Consider the following 17,857-nt stretch of genomic DNA (forward strand, 5'->3'; position numbering starts at 1 on the left):
AGAGCCAGAGTATCGCACCTAGGTGTTATACCGTAGTCTCTGCTCGCAACCATTTGGGAGCAGGGGTTATGTCCAAGCGATTGGCAGCGGAGTTCTTCGGTACATTCTGGCTCGTCTTCGGCGGCTGCGGTTCGGCGGTGCTGGCAGCGGCCTTTCCCGAACTCGGGATCGGCTTCGCGGGCGTAGCCCTGGCATTCGGCCTGACGGTGCTGACCATGGCTTATGCGGTCGGCTCCATTTCCGGCGGGCATTTCAACCCGGCGGTCTCGCTGGGCATGGCCGTTGGCGGCCGGCTCGACTGGAAGGACCTCGTTCCCTACTGGATCGCCCAAGTGCTGGGCGCAATCCTGGCCGCGGCGGCGCTTTATGCCATCGCCTCGGGCAAGGCCGACTGGACTCCGGGAGGCTTCGCCACCAACGGCTACGGTGCACTTTCGCCCGGCGGCTATGCGCTGTCTTCGGCACTGATGATCGAAACGATCCTGACGGCCGGTTTCATCATCGTCATCCTCGGCTCGACCTCGAAGATCGCCCCCGCCGGTTTCGGCCCGCTGGCGATCGGCCTGTGCCTGACGCTGATCCACCTGATCTCGATCCCGGTCACCAATACATCGGTCAATCCGGCGCGGTCGACCGGCGTGGCGCTCTTTGCAGAAACGGCCGCCCTCGGGCAGCTCTGGGTGTTCTGGGTGGCACCGCTGGTCGGCGCGGCGATCGGCGCCCTGATCTGGCGCGGTCTGCTGGCGCCGCATGAGGGCGCGCTCTAGAACGCGCCTCGGCCAGGCAAGCTCCTGACATCCGCGGGGGGCGGGGCTGAACACGCCCCGTCCCCCGCAGCGTTTCAGCCCTGTTCGCGCGGATGGGCGTTACGATAGACGTCCAGCAGCGTCGCGGCATCGACCTTGGTATATATCTGCGTCGAACCCAGGCTTACATGGCCGAGCAGTTCCTGCAGGCTCCTCAGGTCAGCGCCTGCGCCCAGCAAATGCGTGGCGAAGCTGTGGCGCAAGGCGTGCGGCGTGGCGCTGTCCGGCAGCCCGAGCACGATCCGGGCGCGTGCGACCGCCTTCTGCACCATGCCTTGCGACAGGGCTCCGCCTTTGGCGCCCCGAAAGATCGGCTCGTCCGCCTTCGCCGGCCAGGGGCATTTGTCGAGATAATCGGCCACGCCCTCGCGCACGATGGGCAGGAGCGGAACCATGCGCTGCTTGCCGCCCTTGCCGGTAACCACCAGAGTCTCGCCCAGCGGCAGCGCGGCTCCGGCGATGGACAAGGCTTCCGCGATGCGCATGCCGGCGCCGTAGAGAAGGAGCAGGACGGCACGATCGCGCGCGCCGATCCACGGCTCGCGGGCATCTTCCTCGACCATGGCGGCCAGGTTGACCGCTTCGTCCGGCGTGACCGGGCGTGGCAGTCCCTTCTTGACGCGCGGTCCGCGAAGGCGCGGCGCGGCGGCATGGGCAACGCCGGCCTGCTCGCGCGCAAAGGACAGGAAGCTCTTGAGCGCCGAGAGTTCGCGAGCGGCCGAACTGTTGCCGATTCCGTCCTCACGCCGGGCGGCGAGGTGAACGCGCAAGTCGGCCGCCTCAAGACGCGCCAGCGAGGCCCAGTCGCAGGCCCTGGCACCGTCGATCAACCGGGCGGCCGTGGCGATATAGGCGCGAACCGTGTGGGGGCTGCGGCGGCGTCCATTGCCGAGATGGTTGCCCCAGGCTTCGAGCAGGTCCGCTTTGGTCGTGCCCGTTGGCGGGTTCACGGCTCGACGAGGTCCACGGGCACAATCTCACCCAGCAAGCCATCCAGCAGCGGCATGCCGTCCTCGGTGACGTGGAGACGCGTGCCCGCGCGGCGGACCAGGCCCTGCTTCTCGTAGAAAGCGGCCTTGCCGGGATCGCAGAGCTGCGCGGCATCCAGTCCGAATCGGGCCGCAAGCGCATCGAGGTCCACGCCTTCGCGCAGGCGCAGGCCCATGAGCATGGCTTCGCTCGCCTGTTCGCGGTGTCCGAGATCGCGGACTTCGTTGATCCCCTGGGCGTGCAGATCGATGGCTTCGAGCCAGTTTTCGGGCTTGCGGTGGCGCGTCGTGGCCACGCCGCCGCGCCGCCCGTGCGCGCCGGGGCCGATGCCGCAATAGTCCTGATAGCGCCAATAAGTCAGGTTATGGCGGCTTTCCTCGCCGGGCCGGGCATGATTGCTGATTTCGTAGGCCGGCAGTCCCGCCGCGGCCGTCATCTCGCGCGTCAGCGCGAACATGTCGGCACAGGCGTCTTCGTCCAGCGGAGCGAATTCCTGCTGGCGCACCATCGTGGCGAACTTCGTGCCGGGTTCGATGGTGAGCTGGTAGAGCGAGAGGTGGCCCGTGCCGTAAGAGAGCGCGTGGGCGAGTTCTGCCTGCCACTGGTCGAGGCTCTGGCCGGGCCGCGCGTAGATCAGGTCGAAGCTGACGCGCGAGAAGTTCTGCTGCGCCACTTCAAGCGCCTTCAGCCCTTCCTGCGCATCGTGCAGGCGGCCCAGAAACCGCAAGGTCTGGTTGTCGAGCGCCTGGAGCCCCAGCGAGACACGGTTGACCCCCGCCGCCGCGAGAGCCGCATAATTGCCGGCTTCCACCGAAGAGGGATTGCCCTCCAGAGTGATCTCGATCCCTTGCGAAAAGCCCCAGAGCTTCTCGGCCTCGTCCAGCAGCCGCGCGACGAGGGCAGGGGGCATCAACGAAGGCGTGCCGCCGCCGAAGAAGATGGAATCGAGCCGCTCGCCGCCCGCAACCGCGTGTTCGTGGCGCATGTCGGCGAGCAGGCCCGCTTCCCAGCGTTCGATCTCCACCCGCTCGCGGACATGGCTGTTGAAGTCGCAATAGGGGCACTTTGCGAGGCAGAACGGCCAGTGAATATAGAGCGCGCGGGCCATCGTGACAGATTAGCCCTGGAACTGCTCCGCGACCAGCTTGGCGAAAGCATCGGCGCGGTGGCTGATCTCGTGCTTCTTCTCTGGCGCGATCTCGGCGAAAGTCTGGTCGAGGCCGTCGGGCACGAAGCAGGGATCGTAGCCGAAGCCCAGCTTGCCGCGCGGCGGCCAGGTGAAGGTGCCGTTGGAGCGACCTTCGTAAACGGCTTCCGCCCCATCGGGCCAGGCGATCGCGAGCACGCAGGAAAACCAGCAGGAACGGTCGACATCCTGGCCTTGCTCGCAGAGCAGACCCTCGACCTTGCCCATCGCCATGAACCAGTCGCGGCCTTCCCAGGCCTTGCCGCGCTCGCCCTCGAACCACTGCCGCTCGGCCCAGTCGGCGGTGTAGACGCCGGGCCTTCCGCCCAGCGCCGTCACCGACATGCCGCTATCGTCCGCCAGCGCGGGAAGCTGCGCTGCCTTGGCGGCCGCGTGGGCCTTGAGCAGCGCGTTCTCCACGAACGTCGTGCCCGTCTCCTCCGGCTCGGGCAGGCCGAGTTCGCCGGCGGAAACGCACTCGATCCCGAACGGCGCAAGCAGGGCGCCGATTTCCCGAAGCTTGCCCGCATTGTGCGTGGCAATCACGAGACGTTCGCCCTGGAGGCGGCGATTGCTCACCGGCCGACGGCCTTGGCCTGGGCGGCGAAGATCCGGTCGCAGCCGATGCGGGCGAGGCGCAGGAGGCGCAGCAGGCCTTCCTCGTCATAAGTCGCGCCTTCGGCGGTTGCCTGGGCCTCGGCGATCATGCCGCCTTCGATCAGCACGAAGTTGGCATCGGCATCGGCCGAGCTGTCTTCGATATAGTCGAGGTCGAGCACCGGGGTACCCTCGCAGATTCCGCAGGAGATCGCGGCGACGCGGGCGTTGATCGGATCTTCCTTGATCTTGCCTTCGGCCATCAGCTTGTCGACGGCCAGGCGCAGCGCGACCCAGGCGCCCGAGATGGAGGCGGTGCGGGTGCCGCCATCGGCCTGGAGCACGTCACAGTCGAGCACGATCTGGCGCTCGCCGAGCTTCTTCATGTCGACCACGGCGCGCAAGCTGCGGCCGATCAGGCGCTGGATTTCCTGGGTGCGGCCCGACTGCTTGCCCTTGGCGGCTTCGCGGCTGCCACGGGTGTGAGTGGCGCGGGGCAGCATCGAGTATTCGGCGGTGACCCAGCCTTCGCCCTTGCCGCGAAGGAACGGCGGAACCTTTTCCTCGACCGAAGCGGTGACGAGCACACGAGTATCACCGAAGGAAATCAACACCGAGCCTTCGGCGTGCTTGGTGAAACCGGTCTGGATGTCGATAGCGCGCATCTCGTCGGGCGTACGGCCGGAAGGTCGCATGGAGGTTCCTTTGGTCTAAAATTGCCTGCGCCCCCTAGAGCATTTTTCGCCCCGGTGGAAACACCTGAGCGCGTGGAAAATGCGACAATCGAGTGTGTCCAAGGGAAAAAGCGCGATAGTCGTCCCGACATCGCGCCATGGGACTTGAGGCCTTGGCGGCAATCCCTAAGTTGAGGACGAATGCCGACACCACCCATCCTGGAACTGACCGACCGCGCGCGCGAGATTTTCCGCCTCGTCGTGGAGGGCTACATCGCCACCGGAAGCCCGGTCGGCTCGAAGGTCCTGGCCGGGCCGGGCGGCGTGAAATTGTCCTCGGCATCGATCCGTTCCGTCCTGGCCGACCTCGAATCGCTGGGACTGCTGGCTGCCCCCCACATAAGCGCGGCACGCCTGCCGACCGAGGCCGGGCTGCGCCTGTTCGTGGACGGCATCATGCAAGTGGCGGAACCGACCGCCGAGGAACGGCTCGCCATCGAGAGCCGGATTGCCGCGCCGGGGCCGATCGAGGCCGCGCTCGAGGCGACCAGCGCCTTGCTGTCGAACCTCACGTCGGGTGCCGGCGTGGTAATGGTGCCGCGCCGCGAACCGCGCCTGATGCACTTGCAGATCGTCCCGCTCGGCCCCGGCCGGGCGCTGGCGGTGCTCGTGGGCGAAGAGGGCGCGGTGGAGAACCGGATCATCGAGCTGCCCGCCAGCCTGCCGCCCGGCGCGCTGGAGGAAGCCTCGAACTACATCACCGCCCATCTCGCCGGCCGCACCCTGGGCGAGGCGGCCCGGGCGATGCGGTCCGACATCGCTACCGGCAAGTCGGCACTCGATACGGCCAGCCGCGACCTCGTGGAGCGCGGCCTTGCCGTGTGGAGCGAGGATGCGACCGCCCGGCCGGTGCTGATCGTGCGCGGGCAGGCCAATCTCCTCGACGAATCGGCGCTTTCCGATCTCGAACGCGTCCGCTCGCTGCTTGACGACCTGGAAAACAAGCAGTCCGTCGCCGAGTTGCTGGAGACGGCGCGCGAGGCGGATTCGACCAGGATATTCATCGGATCGGAAAACCGGCTTTTCGCGCTTTCCGGCTCCTCGGTCATCGCTTCGCCCTATCGGGATCGCGAGGGCAGGGTCGTCGGCGTAGTGGGGGTAATCGGCCCGACTCGGTTGAATTATGCGCGCGTCGTCCCCATGGTGGACTTCACTGCCCAGAGCCTGGGCAAGCTCATCGGATAGTTGGAACCTTACAATAATGACTGACGACAAGACCCAGCCGCCAGAGGGTCAGACTGTAGATCCCGCCATCGCGGAAGAACTGAAGGGCGTGCCCGAAGACATGATCGACAGCGATAAGGACGGCGGTGAAATCGCCAAGCTCCGCGAGGAACTGGAAATCGCCAAGCAGGACGTGCTTTACGCCCGTGCCGAGACCCAGAACGTGCGCCGCCGTCTTGAAAAGGACGTGGCCGACACCCGCGCCTATGCCGCGACCGGCTTTGCCCGCGACATTCTCTCGGTGGCGGACAACTTGTCCCGCGCGCTTTCCTCGATCCCGGGCGAACTGCGCGAGGACGAGAAGCTGAAGGGCATCGTCGCCGGCATCGAGGCGACTGGCCGCGAGATCGAGAAGGTGTTCACCAACCACGGCATCAGCCGCATCGCCGCGATGGGCATGCCGCTCGACCCGAACCAGCACCAGGCGATGATCGAGGTTCCCTCGGCCGATGTCGAGCCGGGCACGGTCGTCCAGGAACTCCAGGCCGGTTATATGATCAAGGACCGCCTGCTGCGTCCTGCCATGGTGGCCGTGGCGAAGAAGCCGGACTGATCCGGCTTTCCTGATCCCTGTTACCCGCCGTGCCCGCTGTTGGTCTTCAAGGTTCGTCAAGGCCTTGAGAGACGAACGGGGGCACGGTGTCGTTCGTTTGCAGGGCCTTATGGAACCCCTCCGCATCGGGGCCGTTGATCAGTCAGGCAACTGATTTTCAGCGGAGAGATCCCATGCGAATGCTCATTCTTCCTATCTTGGCCGCCGGCGCCCTGGGCGTGGCTGGCTGTGCAAGCAACTACGGCGGCGAAGGCGCCCTGGCCGGCGGCGCGCTGGGCGCGGGCGTTGGTGCGCTGGCGGGTGACGTCGGCGCCGGTGCCGCCGTCGGCGCTGCTGCCGGTGCGGCTGTCGGCTCGACCCAGAAGAAGCACAATGGCTGCTATCGTTACGATCGCCGCGGCGACCGCTACTGGGACCGCGACTGCTGATCGCGCCGGCCTGACGGGTCTGCTTACACACAAGAAAGGGGCGCGGGGAAACTCGCGCCCCTTTCTCAATGTGTTTGGGAGCCTAGCCTGAAATCCGGCCGAACGGCAGGATGCCGTCATAGCTGGCGAGCGGCGGTGCACCTGGAACTCGCCATCCCCGATCGAGCAGGAACGCGTGGCGCACGATCTCGGCCTGCTGCTCGATCCCGTAGCGACCGAGCGTCCAGCCCGGCCGCAAGGCATAATCGTAGCGGCAGAGCGGATGGCGCATGAGCGGAAGATACCAGCGGCCTTTGCGCTGGGTCTGCCAGACATGCGTCATTTCATGGATGAACAACCCCTGGAGCCCGATCGGCGCTCCGGCGAAATCGTCCTGGTAGAGCGCGGAGCCGCGGTGGAAATGAAGGTGCCCGCAAGGCGCCATGACGACATTGGCAGGCTGGAAGGGAAACCATTTGCGCCGCCGGATGCGAACCGGCGCGCAGTCCACCGCGTCGCCGAAAACCGATTGGACCAGCGCGATCTCACCCGGTGTCAGCGGCCGCTCGGCCCCCGGCAGGCAGGGCGGGGGCGCGAGTTCTTCTGGCAGGGGTTCCCCGGACAAGTGCGTGGTCAGTGGTCCATTCCGGGCATGTCGCTGCCGCCGCCCATATCCCCCCCCATGGTTTCAACCCGAAGCGGCATCGAGAGCTTGTCGCCGTCGGAAAACGTCAGGGTTAATTCGGCCGTCTCGCTGGCCTTTACCGTCTCGCCGATGTCGAACACCATGACGTGCATGCCGCCCTGCTTGAAATCGACCTGGGCGCCGGGCGCGAGATCGAGCGAATCGACGGCGGCCATGCTGCCGCCCTCCGTCTTGTGCATCTGGGCGCTGCCGGCGCCGCCGACATGGACGCCGACGAGCTTCACCGGCACCGAACCGTCATTGCGCACGGTGAAGTAGACCGCGCCGGGGCGGCCGGCCACGACCGGAAGAATGAGGTGGCCGTCGCTGGCGCTGATGCCGGGCTTCGCGGTCGGCCCGGCGTCAAGCGAGGCGCTTTCCTGCGGCGCCGGCGCCTCGCTCTGCTTGCAGGCGGCAAGCGAGACGAGCAGGGCGGAGGCACTGGTAAAGGCAAGCAGGGAAAAGGGCTTCACGGCGGCTGGATCCTCTCGGGCAGGCCCCTGATCGCGAAGAGTTTCGGGGCGCTGAAAATTTCCCCCGCGTAATGCCATCGCGACAGACTTGTTCCAAGCGAAACCACACCTATATGCGGCTCCGACGACTTTGAACGTCATCGAGCTGTGCAAGCCGCCTTGCCTTATGGAGGGAGGCGATCCGCATGGTGTCATCCACTGACGTGAGGAATGGGGATAATGGCAAAAGTAATTGGTATCGACCTCGGCACCACCAACAGCTGCGTCGCCGTGATGGACGGCGGCAAGCCCAAGGTTATCGAGAACTCCGAAGGCGCGCGCACCACGCCCTCGATCGTCGCTTTCACCAAGGATGGTGAACGCCTGATCGGGCAGCCCGCAAAGCGCCAGGCCGTGACCAACGGCGACAACACGATTTTCGCGGTGAAGCGCCTGATCGGCCGCCGCTTCGACGACCCGGTGACCAAGAAGGACACCGAGCTGGTTCCGTACCACATCGTCAAGGGCAAGAACGGCGACGCCTGGGTCCAGGCCGGCGGCGAAGAGTACAGCCCCTCGCAGATCTCGGCCTTCACTCTGCAGAAGATGAAGGAAACCGCCGAATCGTACCTCGGCGAGACCGTGACGCAGGCCGTCATCACCGTGCCCGCCTACTTCAACGACGCGCAGCGCCAGGCGACCAAGGACGCCGGCCAGATCGCCGGTCTTGAAGTGCTGCGCATCATCAACGAACCGACCGCGGCCGCACTGGCCTATGGCCTCGACAAGCAGGACGGCAAGACCATCGCCGTCTACGACCTTGGCGGCGGCACCTTCGACGTTTCGATCCTCGAAATCGGCGACGGCGTGTTCGAAGTGAAGTCGACCAACGGCGACACGTTCCTGGGCGGTGAAGACTTCGACACCAAGCTGGTCGAATGGCTGGCCGACAAGTTCAAGGCCAAGGAAGGCATGGACCTGCGCAGCGACAAGCTCGCTCTGCAGCGTCTGAAGGAAGCGGCCGAGAAGGCGAAGATCGAACTCTCGTCCACCGCGACGACCGAGGTCAACCTGCCCTTCATCACCGCACGCATGGAAGGCGGCGCCACCACTCCGCTGCACCTCGTCGAAACCGTCACCCGCGCCGACCTTGAAAAGATGGTTGCGGACCTGATCCAGCGCACGCTGGAACCCTGCCGCAAGGCGATCGCCGATGCCGGTCTTTCGGCCAAGGACATCGACGACGTCGTGCTCGTGGGCGGCATGACCCGCATGCCCAAGGTGCGCGAAGTCGTGAAGGACTTCTTCGGCAAGGATCCGCACACCGGCGTGAACCCTGACGAAGTGGTTGCCATGGGCGCCGCGATCCAGGCCGGCGTGCTTCAGGGCGACGTCAAGGACGTGCTCCTGCTCGACGTCACCCCGCTGTCGCTGGGCATCGAGACGCTGGGCGGCATCATGACCAAGATGATCGACCGCAACACGACGATCCCGACCAAGAAGAGCCAGGTCTACTCGACCGCCGAGGACAACCAGCAGGCGGTGACCATCCGCGTGTTCCAGGGCGAGCGCGAGATGGCGCAGGACAACAAGATGCTCGGCCAGTTCGACCTGGTCGGCATTCCGGCCGCGCGCCGGGGCGTGCCGCAGATCGAAGTCACTTTCGACATCGACGCCAACGGCATCGTCAACGTCTCCGCCAAGGACAAGGGCACCGGCAAGGAGCAGCAGATCCGCATCCAGGCCTCTGGTGGTCTGTCGGACGGCGACATCGACCAGATGGTCAAGGATGCCGAGAAGTTCGCCGAAGAGGACAAGAAGCGTCGTGAGGCCGCAGAGGCCAAGAACAACGCCGACAGCCTCGTCCACGCGACCGAGCAGCAGATCGCCGAGCATGGCGACAAGATCGACGCCGGGCTGAAGTCCGAAGTCGAAGCGGCCATTGCCGAGACCAAGACGGCGATCGAAGGCGGCGAACCCGCCGAGATCACCGCCAAGTCGCAGGCGCTGACCGAAGTCGCGATGAAGATGGGCCAGGCCATCTACGAGAAGGAACAGGCCTCGGGCGCTTCGCCGGAAGCCGCTCCGGCCGGTGCCGATGACGATGTCGTCGACGCCGAGTTCTCGGAAGTCGACGAAAACAACAAGGGCTGACGAGTCCTCATGAAAACCGCGATCGCCACCGGTGCACGACGTGCCGGTGGCGACCGGGTCGTACGCGGGGAAGTATAAGACGTGTCAGCGACTGAAATCGATTATTACGAACTGCTGGAAGTAGAGCGCAGCGCCGACGACAAGACCATCAAGTCGTCCTACCGCCGCCTCGCCATGCGGCATCATCCGGACAAGAACCCGGGCTGCGGCGATTCCGAAGCGCGTTTCAAGCAGATCAGCGAGGCTTACGACTGCCTCAAGGACCCCCAGAAGCGGGCGGCCTACGATCGTTACGGCCATGCCGCATTCCAGCAGGGAATGGGCGGCGGCGGTCATCCCGGCGGCGCCGAGTTCGGCGATATCGGGGACATCTTCGAATCCATCTTCGGCAGCGCCTTCGGTGGAGGCGGGCGTCAGCAGGCGCGTCGCGGTGCCGACTTGCGTTACGACATGGAAGTCAGTCTGGACGAAGCCTTCCACGGCAAGCAGACCGAGATCACCATCGAAGTCTCGCAGGGTTGCGAGCCTTGCGGCGGTTCGGGCGCCGAGCCGGGAACCGGCAAGCGCGGCTGCAACATGTGCGGCGGCCATGGCAAGGTGCGGGCGCAGCAGGGCTTCTTCGTGGTAGAACGCACTTGCCCCACCTGCCACGGTCGGGGCGAAGTGATCGAGAAGCCATGCCGCTCCTGCGGCGGCGAGGGCCGGGTCGACAAGCCACAGACCTTGCAGGTGGACATCCCGCCGGGCGTCGATTCCGGCACCCGCATCCGCCTTTCCGGCAAGGGCGAGGCCGGTCCCTTCGGCGCGCCTCCGGGCGATCTCTATATCTTCCTGCATGTCAAACGGCACCGGGTGTTCGAACGCGACGGCACGACGCTGATCACGCGCGTTCCGATCACTTTCACCACGGCGGCATTGGGCGGCTCGATCGAGATTCCCGGCATGGATGGCGAGGGCCTTTCGGTCGACATTCCGGCGGGCATCCAGTCGGGCAAGCAGCTGCGCAAGCGCGGCGCGGGCATGCCGGTCCTGCAGGGGCGGGGCCGCGGCGATCTCGTCATCGAGATCAGCGTGGAAACGCCGACCAAGCTTTCCGCCCGCCAGAAGGAAATCCTGCGCGAGCTGCAGTCGACCGAAACCGGCGACGAATGCCCGCAGTCCAAAGGCTTCTTCGACCGCATCAAGGAAGCCTGGAACGATCTGACGGAATAACCCCCGTTAGGCCGAATAACCGCACAAAAACGTCGTCCCGGACCTGATCCGGGACGACGTTGTTTTTTTGGCCGACGTTTTTGGCCGACGTTTTTTGGCCGAACGTCAGCCGCCTCTCAGCACTTCTTCCCGCACGTTCCGCACCAGCGTGGGATCGGCCGTGAGGCGATCCTTTTCCTCTTCGAGCACGGCCAGGAAAGCCTCCCGCTTGAAGGTCCAGAGTTCGCCTTCCAGCAGGGCATGTTCGCCCTCGGCGGTTGAGGAAATCAGGTCGATCATCCGCTCGGCGCCGTGCAATCGGCCCCAGAGGTAGTCGTTCTCGCGATAGGCGCGGCTGAAGAAGGCACCGAAGTTGAAGAACTCGGTGCCGCGAAGCACCGGACCTTGCCGGATCATGTGGCAATCCTCAGGCGAAATGCGGTCGACGCGAATCGGATCGAACTCCGTCAGGCCCTCGCCGCGCAGCAGCGGCAGGGTCACCGTGTCGTAGAAAGGGAAGCCGAGGTAGGCGAGCAGCACCCGGCGCCGCAGCGCCTGCGGCATCTCGGCCAGGGCTTCCGCCAGGAGGGTATCGACCCGGGCATCGATCGCCACCAGGTCGCGAACCTTTTCGATGTGATCGATCACCGCGCCAGGGTCGGTGAACACCGCTGCGGCGAGCGCGGCGAAAGTCTCCCCCATCGCAGCGACCGGCTCGCGGTCGAGATAAAGCGCAAGCGCGGCGTAGATCGCCTCCCTTGCCTTGTCCCGCTCTACTTCCGTGACGCTTTCTTCCTGCTGCCACTCCTGCGTGACGCGCCGTGCCAGCAGGCGAAGCCGCCGAATTCGGAACGCCAGGTCATGCGTGCGGAAAAAGCCGATCATCCCCGGTGAACCGTCGCCTTTCAGGCCCTTGATCCGGTCCAGCCCGACGCTGGCGAAATGATCGTGAAGCCGCAGCGCGATCGGCTCGCTGGAGGAGAGGCCCAGCTCCGGCGCGCCTTCGTAGATGAGCCGGGCCAGCTTGGCGACGATCCCGGAAAACTTGACTTGGACGTATCCGTGATAGGCGAAACCCGCCTGTTCCAGCGCCGCGCGCTGTGCCTTGTCCCGCCAGGCGGAAAGGCGCTTGGGGGTCGGCCGGTCGAGGAAGAAGGTATTGCCGAACAGACGGTCCACCGTCTCCTCGATCTCCGGCCGCAATGCCAGCACGATGGCCCGCAGCGTCGCCACTTCCTGCGAATCGCGCTCTAAAGCCTCCAGGTTGTCGCGAATCGGCTGCTCGCGCGGGATCGAGGACAGTGAGCCGAATATCGTCGAGAAGAAGCCCGGCGCCCGGCGTTCCTGGCGCATCGAGGCGCCGATACGATCCGGCGTGGGGTCGATGTAGACGAAACGGCGATCGACTTCGCGCGTCGCCGGCCGGTCGCGCAGCACGCCCATGGCATCGGCGAAGGGCGCGTTGTTGAGCACCGAGCCGTCGATGAGCGCAACATTGTCGAGGTCTCCGCGCTGGCTGTGCTCGGGCATGACGCGGCGGAAGAACGCCTCGCGCTCCGGCCAGGCGAGCCCTAGTTCCGCAATCACGCCGTCGATTTCCTCGATCTGGAGCGGCGGGAAGGCACCCGGGAAACTCGCCGTGGCGCGGGCGGCCAGCAGGAGTTCCGGCATGGCGGCAAGGGAAGGGGTGCCGGACCGCGACTCGAAACCGATGCTGAGGCGATGCTCGCTTTCCAGCACGAGTTCCGGCGAGTGAAGGCGCAAGGTTTCAAGGTGTCCCTTGAAGTCCGTTGCCGTCACGAAGAGGTTTATCGGATGGCCATGGGGAAGGAGCGGCGGCCCGGCCTCGGTCTCGGCCATCGCCGTGAAGGCTCCGGCCAGCAGGCGCGAGAGACCGACCCCGCTAAAAGGCGGTTCGAACCAGCGCGAGCGGATCAGCCGCGAGAGTTTTTGCCGCACTTCCTCGCGGGTTTCCGGCGCCACGCTGGTCGTCACGGCATTGCCGGGCCGATGCAGCAGGTAGGAGACGAGCGGCCGGGCCCAGAACTTGGTGACCTGGCTGCGCGCCCTTGCTTCCGGATCGAGCAGGACGTCGACGTCGGCGTTTTCCAGCCAAAGCTCGGTCAGCGGCTCCAGCGAGTGTCCCGAATGGATCGCCTGCGAGAGGAATACGCTGTTTATCCCGCCCGCGCTGGCACCGGCGACAATGTCGGTCAGTATGCGCAGCCGCAGGTTGCTGCCGGCCTCCAGTCGCTTGAGCAGCTTGTGATAGACTCGCGCCGTCCCCGGCGGCGGTTCCGCATCGCCCTCCGCCCAGAACGCCTGGCTGGCCTGAAGCGCCTTCCAGAGTTCCTTGGTGACCCCGTGCATGTAAACGGCAAGGCTGATGCCGCCGTAGCAGACCAGCGCGATCCGCAATTCCTTTTGCCGCATTGCTCCATGTTGGCGCTATCGTTCGGGAAAGGCAATTGCGTTCTCATTCCGTTCCCGATAATCGGGCGACATGGCAAAGCCCAAGCGTCGATATGTCTGTCAGGCCTGCGGAGGAGTCTCCTCCCGCTGGCAAGGTCAATGTCCCGATTGCGGGGAGTGGAACACGCTGGCGGAAGATGCGCCGCAGACGGTGTTTTCCTCCAAGCACGATCTCTCGTCCGGGGGGCGGCCGATCCTGTTCACGCCTCTCGATGCACCAGGCGAATTGCCGAAGCGGCGCGCGAGCGGATTTGCGGAGTTCGACCGTGCGCTGGGCGGAGGACTGGTCCCCGGCTCCGCGATCCTGATGGGCGGCGATCCCGGCATCGGCAAATCGACGCTCCTGCTTCAGGCTTCGGCGCATATCGCCCTGGCCGGCGGCAGCGTGGTCTATGTCAGCGGCGAGGAAGCCGCCGGGCAAGTGCGGCTGCGCGCGGAGCGACTGGGGCTGTCGAAGGCGCCGATCCTGCTGGCCTCCGCCACATCCGTGCGGGACATACTGACCACGCTTGGCATGATGGACGCGCCGACACTGTTAGTCATCGATTCGATCCAGACCATGCATTCCGACACGATCGAGGGCGCGCCGGGCACGGTCAGCCAGGTCCGCGGCTGCGCCTTCGAGCTGATCCGCTATGCCAAGGAGAACGATGTCACTCTCGTGCTCGTCGGCCACGTCACCAAGGACGGCACGATCGCCGGTCCGCGCGTATTGGAACATATGGTCGACGTGGTCATGGCGTTCGAAGGCGAACGCAGCCACCAGTACCGTATCCTGCGCAGCCTGAAGAACCGCTTCGGGCCGGTGGACGAAATCGGCGTCTTCGCCATGGAGGGGGCAGGATTGGCCGAAGTCGGCAATCCCTCGATGCTGTTCCTTTCCGGCCGTGATCAGGAAATGGCCGGAAGCGCCGTGTTTGCCGCCATGGAGGGGACGCGGCCCGTGCTCGTGGAAATCCAGGCGCTGATCGTCCGGCTCCAGAGCGGGGCAACACCGCGCCGTGCCGTGGTCGGTTGGGATTCGGGCCGCATGGCCATGTTGCTGGCGGTGCTGGAGGCACGCTGCGGGCTCAATTTCTCCAGCGCGGAAGTCTACCTGAACGTCGCAGGCGGCTACCGCCTGGCAGATCCCGCAGCGGACCTTGCCGTGGCCGCCGCGCTGATTTCGGCGCTGGGAGACAGGCCGCTTCCGAAGAATGCGGTCTGGTTCGGGGAAGTCTCGCTCGCAGGGGAGATCCGCCCGGTTTCGCATTCATCGATCCGTCAGCGGGAATCGGCGAAACTCGGCTTTGGGCGCGCGATCGGGCCGGCAGGCGGGGCCAATGCCGAAGGTACGGCAAAGGGCATCGACTTTACCGGCCTGGCCATGTTGCCCAATCTCGTTGACCGTATCCTGACGGATGCCTAGTTCGGGGCCTTATGACCGGTTTCGATATTGCTGTTCTGGTGTTTGTGGGCGTGGGTGCCGCCACCGGATTTCTGAGAGGTTTCGTGCAGGAGATTCTCGCTTTGGGAGCGTGGATCTTCGCCGTGTTCGCCATCCGGGCGCTGCATACGCCGCTGTCGGCCTGGCTGGTTCCTTATAGCGGCGACGGGACGGCCACGCCGGTAATCGCTTTTGCGGTGCTGCTGCTGGTGCCTTTCATCGTCGTAAGGCTGATCGCGAGCTGGGCGGGCAAGCGAAGCCGCGCCTCGGTACTGGGTCCGATCGATCGAGTGCTCGGGTTCGGCTTTGGCGCGGTGAAGGGCGTTATCGTCGTGATCCTGGGCTTCTCCGTCCTGGTGCTGGGCTATGACACGGTCTGGGGCATCGGCGGCCGACCGGCCTGGATGAAGGAAGCGCGGACTTATCCCTTCGTCAACGCCAGCAGCGAGGCACTGGTGAAGATGATTTCCGAGCGCCGCCGGGAGGCGCTGCGGGCCGAGGCGGCGGGAACCTGATGTCGGCAACCGTTCTCTATACCCCGGAAGTCCTGGGCCTGACGATCAGGCTGGCGCATTATCCCTGGAGCGAGGCGCTGCCGCTGCAGGGCGAGGCACGGTCACAGAGCTGCGGCAGCACGATCGCGCTTGGCCTGTCGCTCGGCGAACGGGGAACCGTGGAGAGCATCGGCATCCGCAGCCAGGCCTGCGCCATCGGCCAGGCCGCCGCGGCTATCTTCGCCGATGCCGTCATCGGTCGCGGTCCCGAAGAAGTCTGCGTGACGGGCGAAACGATGGCGCGCTGGCTATCCGGCGAAGCCCCCATGCCCGAATGGCCCGGCCTGGCGAAGATTGCGGCCGCACGGGACTATCCCGGTCGGCACGGCGCCGTCCTGCTTCCCTGGCGCGCCGCCATTCAGGCATTCTCGAAAGACGACTGACGCGTGGCGGGGCGACCCGCTTTCCGGCATGATTGAGATGCAATCGTTGCAAGGCCGCCGGGTACTTTGGCGGTTTTCTTCGCTTCAATTCCGTCTACATGAGGGCGCTGGCAACGCCGTTTTCTTCCGAAACGGCCGTCCGCGCAATGTGGTGAAGATGTTTTCCGAGTTTCCTGCCTCCGCCCTCCGTCTCGCTTTCGACCGTGATGCCTTGCGCTCCAACTGGCTGGCGCTGGACCGCCTGTCCGGATCCGCGCGAGCGGGTGCCGCGGTCAAGGCCAACGGCTATGGCCTTGGCGCGAAGCAGGTGGTGCCGGTGCTGCACGCGGCAGGCTGCCATGACTTCTTCGTCGCGCATTGGGGGGAGGCATGGGACCTGCTTGATTGCGTGAGCCCCTCGGCACTTTCCGTGCTGCACGGTCCCTTGACGCCGCAGGATGCCGCGTTTGCGCGCGAAAGCGGTGTTACGCCGGTGATCAATTCGCTCGCCCAGGCCAGGCGCTGGACCGAGGCGGGCGGCGGCCGCTGCCATCTCATGGTCGATACCGGCATGAACCGTCTCGGCATTCGCATGGAAGAACTGGCTGACGAAGCGATAGCCGCGCTCGACATCGACCTGTTGCTTTCGCACCTGGCCTCGGCCGAGGAAGAGACCGATCTCAACGCCGCGCAGTGCACCCGGTGGCAGGAAGCGCGCCGGCAAGTGCCCCACATTCGCGCTAGTCTGGCCAACAGCGCCGGCATTGCGCTGGGCAGCGACTATCATGGCGACCTGACGCGACCGGGCATCGCCCTCTACGGCGGCATTCCGCGGGCCGGCATGGAGCAGGATTTGCGGCAAGTCGTCCGTCCCGAGGCGGCGATCCTCCAGGTTCGCGACGTGCCTGCCGGAGAGACGATCGGCTACAACGCCACATATACCGCAAGTGCGCCCATGCGGGTCGGCGCCATCGCGCTCGGCTATGCCGACGGCTATCTGCGCTGCTGGTCCGGCAAAGGCCTGTTCCGCGCCAAGGGACATGAATTGCCGGTGCTCGGCCGTGTCAGCATGGACCTCACCGTCGTCGACCTGACTCACGCGCCGGACGTGGGCGAGGGAGACTGGATCACGGCAGATTACGCGCTTCCGCAAGCCGCAGCGGCATCCGGGCTTTCGCAATATGAATTGCTGACCCTGCTGGGCCGGCGTTTCGGGCGCTGATCGGATCTGCCGCGACACGGCTCTGACCTTCCGTCGGCGGCAGAGCACAGTGAAAATCACCCAGGGCGAAATAGGCAAGGCACGGTCCGGTTTTGCTGCGCAGCAATTTGTGTTGCGTTGCGACAAGGGTGGGTGGTAACCTCTTGTCATACTGGCCGGGAATTAGGCAGACTGGGGATTGGCAAATGGCTGAAACGGCGTCTCAGGACGACAACACGGTAATCATAAAAAAATACGCTAACCGTCGTCTCTACAATACGCGCTCGTCGAGCTACATTACGCTCGATCATCTTGCCAAGATGACCCGCGAAGGGGTCGATTACAAAGTGCTCGATGCCAAAAGCGGCACGGACATCACGCATACGATCCTGACGCAGATCATCATGGAAGAAGAATCGAACGGTGAGCAGATGCTCCCGGTCAACTTCCTGCGCGAACTCATCAGCATGTACGGCAATTCGATGCAGTCGCTGGTTCCGCATTATCTCGAAGCCTCGATGGACAATTTCCGGGCCAATCAGTCGAAGCTGCACAAGGCTTTCGAAGACAGCCTGGGCAATAATCCGCTGGCGAAGCTGGCCGAACAGAACATGGCCATGTTCAAGGCCGCCGCCGCGGCCTTCATGCCCGGTGCCGAAAAGCCGGAGCCCAAGGCACCCGCTGCCGAAGACACCGGAGACCTTTCCGCGCTGCGCGATCAGATGGCGGAAATCCAGAAGAGGCTTGACGCGCTGGGCAAATAAGGGTCTGCGCGGGGTGCTTTCGCGGCGCGTCATCGGCGCCGCGACTTGCCCGGAATGCAACGGATGGTCCGTCGCATCGCTCAGTTCAGGAAGAAGCAC

The 17,857-nt window shown here is 65.3% G+C and carries 18 protein-coding genes; 11 read left to right on the forward strand and 7 right to left on the reverse strand.

What is annotated here, in order from left to right; all coding sequences use genetic code 11:
• Window positions 1–68: 68 nt before the first annotated feature.
• On the forward strand, window positions 69–767 hold the full coding sequence (gene aqpZ / locus EDF57_RS01770; RefSeq protein WP_132262723.1) for an aquaporin Z: 699 nt from the start codon (window positions 69–71) through the stop codon (window positions 765–767).
• Between the two features lie 74 nt (window positions 768–841).
• Here aqpZ and EDF57_RS01775 read toward each other — a convergent pair whose 3' ends face one another.
• The 4 genes from EDF57_RS01775 to rph are packed head-to-tail and all read right to left on the reverse strand — an operon-like array spanning window position 842 to window position 4,274.
• Entirely contained in the window at window positions 842–1,756 is a 915-nt protein-coding gene (locus EDF57_RS01775) for a tyrosine recombinase XerC (RefSeq protein ID WP_134092884.1), read from the reverse strand.
• Window positions 1,753–2,904, reverse strand: coding sequence for a radical SAM family heme chaperone HemW (gene hemW, locus EDF57_RS01780; protein ID WP_134092885.1), 1,152 nt, complete (start codon window positions 2,902–2,904; stop codon window positions 1,753–1,755). The genes EDF57_RS01775 and hemW overlap by 4 nt, the downstream gene beginning before the upstream one ends.
• 9 nt (window positions 2,905–2,913) lie before the next feature.
• Window positions 2,914–3,561: an RdgB/HAM1 family non-canonical purine NTP pyrophosphatase gene (gene rdgB, locus EDF57_RS01785; protein WP_134092886.1), complete on the reverse strand. Its 648-nt coding sequence runs from the start codon at window positions 3,559–3,561 to the stop codon at window positions 2,914–2,916.
• Window positions 3,558–4,274: a ribonuclease PH gene (gene rph / locus EDF57_RS01790; protein ID WP_132262731.1), complete on the reverse strand. Its 717-nt coding sequence runs from the start codon at window positions 4,272–4,274 to the stop codon at window positions 3,558–3,560. The genes rdgB and rph overlap by 4 nt, the downstream gene beginning before the upstream one ends.
• Window positions 4,275–4,454: 180 nt before the next feature.
• Here rph and hrcA point away from each other — a divergent pair, with 180 nt between their 5' ends.
• The 3 genes from hrcA to EDF57_RS25355 all read left to right on the forward strand — a co-directional run bounded on the left by hrcA (window position 4,455) and on the right by EDF57_RS25355 (window position 6,518).
• Window positions 4,455–5,498 carry a heat-inducible transcriptional repressor HrcA gene (gene hrcA, locus EDF57_RS01795; RefSeq protein ID WP_132262733.1) on the forward strand — a complete coding sequence of 348 codons (1,044 nt, stop codon included), beginning with the start codon at window positions 4,455–4,457 and terminating at the stop codon, window positions 5,496–5,498.
• Between the two features lie 16 nt (window positions 5,499–5,514).
• On the forward strand, window positions 5,515–6,090 hold the full coding sequence (gene grpE, locus EDF57_RS01800; RefSeq protein ID WP_134092887.1) for a nucleotide exchange factor GrpE: 576 nt from the start codon (window positions 5,515–5,517) through the stop codon (window positions 6,088–6,090).
• 218 nt (window positions 6,091–6,308) lie between these two features.
• Window positions 6,309–6,518, forward strand: a complete 210-nt coding sequence (locus EDF57_RS25355) for a glycine zipper domain-containing protein (RefSeq protein ID WP_243840829.1) — start codon at window positions 6,309–6,311, stop codon at window positions 6,516–6,518.
• Between the two features lie 82 nt (window positions 6,519–6,600).
• On the opposite strand, the gene EDF57_RS01810 is transcribed toward EDF57_RS25355, so the two are convergent.
• Both EDF57_RS01810 and EDF57_RS01815 read right to left on the reverse strand, forming a co-directional pair.
• On the reverse strand, window positions 6,601–7,122 hold the full coding sequence (locus EDF57_RS01810; RefSeq protein WP_243840830.1) for a vgr related protein: 522 nt from the start codon (window positions 7,120–7,122) through the stop codon (window positions 6,601–6,603).
• 8 nt (window positions 7,123–7,130) lie between these two features.
• A complete protein-coding gene (locus EDF57_RS01815; protein ID WP_243840831.1) occupies window positions 7,131–7,655 on the reverse strand; it encodes a copper chaperone PCu(A)C in 525 nt (174 codons plus the stop codon).
• Window positions 7,656–7,874: 219 nt separating this feature from the next.
• Between EDF57_RS01815 and dnaK the strand changes: the two genes are divergently transcribed.
• Both dnaK and dnaJ read left to right on the forward strand, forming a co-directional pair.
• Window positions 7,875–9,788, forward strand: a complete 1,914-nt coding sequence (dnaK, locus tag EDF57_RS01820; RefSeq protein WP_134092889.1) for a molecular chaperone DnaK — start codon at window positions 7,875–7,877, stop codon at window positions 9,786–9,788.
• 81 nt (window positions 9,789–9,869) lie between these two features.
• A complete protein-coding gene (gene dnaJ / locus EDF57_RS01825; protein ID WP_132262743.1) occupies window positions 9,870–11,000 on the forward strand; it encodes a molecular chaperone DnaJ in 1,131 nt (376 codons plus the stop codon).
• Between the two features lie 105 nt (window positions 11,001–11,105).
• Here dnaJ and EDF57_RS01830 read toward each other — a convergent pair whose 3' ends face one another.
• The gene (locus EDF57_RS01830) at window positions 11,106–13,412 is read right to left on the reverse strand and encodes a patatin-like protein (protein WP_134092890.1); all 2,307 of its coding nucleotides are present in this window, start codon (window positions 13,410–13,412) and stop codon (window positions 11,106–11,108) included.
• 70 nt (window positions 13,413–13,482) lie between these two features.
• On the opposite strand from EDF57_RS01830, the gene radA reads away from it, so the two are divergent.
• From radA to phaR, 5 genes are all read left to right on the forward strand, one after another.
• Window positions 13,483–14,859 (forward strand): DNA repair protein RadA, encoded by a 1,377-nt coding sequence (gene radA, locus EDF57_RS01835; RefSeq protein ID WP_132262747.1) that lies wholly within the window; start codon window positions 13,483–13,485, stop codon window positions 14,857–14,859.
• An 11-nt stretch (window positions 14,860–14,870) separates the two neighbouring features.
• Window positions 14,871–15,392: a CvpA family protein gene (locus tag EDF57_RS01840; RefSeq protein ID WP_132262749.1), complete on the forward strand. Its 522-nt coding sequence runs from the start codon at window positions 14,871–14,873 to the stop codon at window positions 15,390–15,392.
• Complete coding sequence (locus EDF57_RS01845) at window positions 15,392–15,814, forward strand: iron-sulfur cluster assembly scaffold protein (protein ID WP_134092891.1); 423 nt, start codon at window positions 15,392–15,394, stop codon at window positions 15,812–15,814. Before EDF57_RS01840 ends, EDF57_RS01845 begins: the two co-directional genes overlap by 1 nt.
• Before the next feature lie 157 nt (window positions 15,815–15,971).
• A complete protein-coding gene (gene alr / locus EDF57_RS01850) occupies window positions 15,972–17,015 on the forward strand; it encodes an alanine racemase (RefSeq protein WP_134093251.1) in 1,044 nt (347 codons plus the stop codon).
• Between the two features lie 185 nt (window positions 17,016–17,200).
• Window positions 17,201–17,758 (forward strand): polyhydroxyalkanoate synthesis repressor PhaR, encoded by a 558-nt coding sequence (gene phaR, locus EDF57_RS01855; protein WP_132264093.1) that lies wholly within the window; start codon window positions 17,201–17,203, stop codon window positions 17,756–17,758.
• The last annotated feature ends 99 nt before the right edge of the window (window positions 17,759–17,857 follow it).

Source organism: Novosphingobium sp. PhB55, assembly GCF_004368805.1.
Lineage (GTDB): Bacteria > Pseudomonadota > Alphaproteobacteria > Sphingomonadales > Sphingomonadaceae > Novosphingobium.